The organism is Mesorhizobium sp. WSM4844 (genome assembly GCF_055811775.1).
In genome coordinates this window covers 2,501-6,087 of sequence record NZ_JBVVQB010000112.1, presented here as the reverse complement: position 1 = coordinate 6,087, position 3,587 = coordinate 2,501, and the positions used below count along the sequence as shown (strand labels likewise).

General features: G+C 54.0%; 2 rRNA genes. Both read right to left on the bottom strand.

The features are described 5' to 3' along the window. Positions 1 to 82: 82 nt before the first annotated feature. A 5S ribosomal RNA gene (gene rrf / locus AC0L2A_RS35690) occupies positions 83 to 197 on the bottom strand. A 296-nt stretch (positions 198 to 493) separates the two neighbouring features. Further along, positions 494 to 3,312: ribosomal RNA gene (locus tag AC0L2A_RS35685) — 23S ribosomal RNA — on the bottom strand. Between the last annotated feature and the right edge of the window lie 275 nt (positions 3,313 to 3,587).

The window sequence follows — 3,587 nt, the reverse complement described above, 5'->3', positions numbered from 1 at the left end:
GCCGCTTGCGCGGCCCGAGTTCCCGATTGGCGGGCCTGTTTTGTAAGGAGAAGACTGGATTTTTGCAACGTGCGTTTTGCAGACCTGGCAGCGACCTACTCTCCCGCGTCTTGAGACGAAGTACCATCAGCGCTGGAGCGTTTCACGGCCGAGTTCGGAATGGGATCGGGTGCAGCCGCTCCGCCATAACCACCAGGTCGGCAAAGCGCACGTTGCTCGAGAAGCTTTTTGAGCGAATAGCGATGAGAGAGTAGCGAATAGGGAACCCTATTTTCCGCTCTCTCCTGAGCTGTTCGCTGGTCTTATGTGTGCCTTTACCGTTCTTTTGGTCGTGGCGCCTTTCGAAGCGAAGCTTCGCAAGGTCGACCGACCGTCGGCGCCGATGCGCCGCACCCACGTAGCGCCGCCCGCAGGGCGGAACAAGCGTGAGTGAGAACAGACCATCTCGGCGCAATCCGAAGGATTGCGCTGGAGATGGGCATAGGGAATGAGAACGATCAAGCCGATCGAACTATTAGTACCGGTAAGCTTCAAGCGTTGCCGCTCTTCCACACCCGGCCTATCAACGTGGTCGTCTTCCACGGTTCTCAGGGAATACTCGTTTTAAGGTGGGTTTCCCGCTTAGATGCCTTCAGCGGTTATCCCGTCCGGATATAGCTACCCTGCTATGCGGCTGGCGCCACAACAGGTCCACCAGAGATCCGTCCATCCCGGTCCTCTCGTACTAGGGACAGATCCTTTCAATATTCCTACACCCACGGCAGATAGGGACCGAACTGTCTCACGACGTTCTGAACCCAACTCACGTACCGCTTTAAATGGCGAACAGCCATACCCTTGGGACCTGCTCCAGCCCCAGGATGCGATGAGTCGACATCGAGGTGCCAAACAACCCCGTCGATATGGACTCTTGGGGGTCATCAGCCTGTTATCCCCGGCGTACCTTTTATCCGTTGAGCGATGGCCCTTCCACGCGGGACCACCGGATCACTATGACCGACTTTCGTCTCTGCTCGACTTGTCAGTCTCGCAGTCAGGCAGGCTTATGCCATTGCACTCAGCGAACGATTTCCGACCGTTCTGAGCCCACCATCGCGCGCCTCCGTTACTCTTTAGGAGGCGACCGCCCCAGTCAAACTACCCACCATACATTGTCCCGGACCCGGATGACGGGCCGCGGTTAGACATCCATAGTGATAAGGGTGGTATTTCAAGGGTGGCTCCACCTGAGCTGGCGCCCAGGTTTCAAAGCCTACCACCTATCCTACACATGCCACTACGAATGCCAATGTAAAGCTATAGTAAAGGTGCACGGGGTCTTTCCGTCTAACCGCAGGAACCCCGCATCTTCACGGGGAATTCAATTTCACTGAGTCTATGCTGGAGACAGCGGGGAAGTCGTTACGCCATTCGTGCAGGTCGGAACTTACCCGACAAGGAATTTCGCTACCTTAGGACCGTTATAGTTACGGCCGCCGTTTACTGGGGCTTCGATTCAGAGCTTGCACCCCTCCTCTTAACCTTCCAGCACCGGGCAGGCGTCAGACCCTATACGTCGTCTTGCGACTTCGCAGAGCCCTGTGTTTTTGATAAACAGTCGCTACCCCCTGGTCTGTGCCACCCTCCTCCACTTGCGTGGAAAAGGGTCACGCTTCTTCCGAAGTTACGCGTGCAATTTGCCGAGTTCCTTCAGCATAGTTCTCTCAAGCGCCTTGGTATACTCTACCAGTCCACCAGTGTCGGTTTCGGGTACGGTCTATAAGGAGGAGCTATTTCCTGGAACCACGCAGCAGCCCGTTCAATCCGATAAGATTGGACTACCTCAATGATCCGTCACTTCCTCCAGGCCCACGAATATTAACGTGGTTCCCATCGTCTACGCATTTCTGCCTCGACTTAGGGGCCGGCTAACCCTGCTCAGATTAGCTTTAAGCAGGAACCCTTGGACTTTCGGCGGGGGAGTCTCTCACTCCCCTTACGTTACTCATGTCAGCATTCGCACTTCTGATACCTCCACCACCCCTCACGGGTATGGCTTCATCAGCTTACAGAACGCTCCGCTACCGCTCGTGATTGCTCACGAACCCTAAGCTTCGGTGTATGGCTTGAGCCCCGTTACATTTTCGGCGCAAAGACCCTTATTTAGACCAGTGAGCTGTTACGCTTTCTTTAAATGATGGCTGCTTCTAAGCCAACATCCTGGTTGTTTTGGGATCCTCACATCCTTTCCCACTTAGCCATAACTTGGGGACCTTAGCTGTAGGTCAGGGTTGTTTCCCTTTTCACGACGGACGTTAGCACCCGCCGTGTGTCTGCCGACTAGTACTCCCAGGTATTCGGAGTTTGGTTAGGTTTGGTAATCCGGTGAGGACCCCTAGCCCATCCAGTGCTCTACCCCCTGGGGTATTCGGTCGACGCTCTACCTAAATAGATTTCGCGGAGAACCAGCTATTTCCGAGTTTGATTGGCCTTTCACCCCTAGCCACAAGTCATCCCGAACTATTGCAACAGTTATGGGTTCGGTCCTCCAGTAAGTGTTACCTTACCTTCAACCTGCTCATGGCTAGATCACTCGGTTTCGGGTCTAATGCGACGAACTGAACGCCCTGTTCAGACTCGCTTTCGCTGCGCCTACACCTAGCGGTTTAAGCTTGCTCGTCACACTAAGTCGCTGACCCATTATACAAAAGGTACGTGGTCACCCAGGACGAACCTTGGACTCCCACTGTTTGTAGGCAATCGGTTTCAGGTACTCTTTCACTCCCCTTGTCGGGGTGCTTTTCACCTTTCCCTCACGGTACTAGTTCGCTATCGGTCATGCACGAGTACTTAGGCTTGGAGGGTGGTCCCCCCAATTTCAGACAGGATTTCACGTGTCCCGCCTTACTCGAGGACGATGATTTGCATTACGCGTACGGGGCTGTCACCCACTATGGCCCTACTTTCCAGAAGGTTCCGCTTGTCTCATCATCGCCACTGGCCTGGTCCGGGTTCGCTCGCCACTACTGCCGGAGTCTCGGTTGATGTCCTTTCCTACGGGTACTTAGATGTTTCAGTTCCCCGCGTTCGCCACTTTATCCCTATGTATTCAGGATAAGTTACCTATAACAGATACTTGGAAACCACAGCAGCCAGTCGGCCTTTCGACCACTGGCTGCTCTGATTTTCCAAGCACCTTAGGTGGGTTTCCCCATTCGGAAATCTACGGATCAAAGGGTATTCGCACCTCCCCGTAGCTTATCGCAGCGTATCACGTCCTTCATCGCCTGTGCATGCCAAGGCATCCACCAATTGCCCTTAAGACACTTGATCGTTCTCATTGCCAATACCCATCGCGCGATCCCGAAGGGATCGTCGCTCGAACCAGATCCTGTGCAGGATCTAGCTTCAATGGAATTGGCACAAAAAGACCAGCTTCTCGAGATCGGTTCGAGGGTGCGGTTAGGCAAACCCATCATATGCGGGAGATTGAGCGTCTCCCGCGACAAATCACATCCCTTGCGGGCTGTGAAGTTCGAACAAATCTTCTCTTTACGATGTCAAACAGAACAGGCGGAGAGCTAGATGCTCGCCGCAAACTCTTAAAA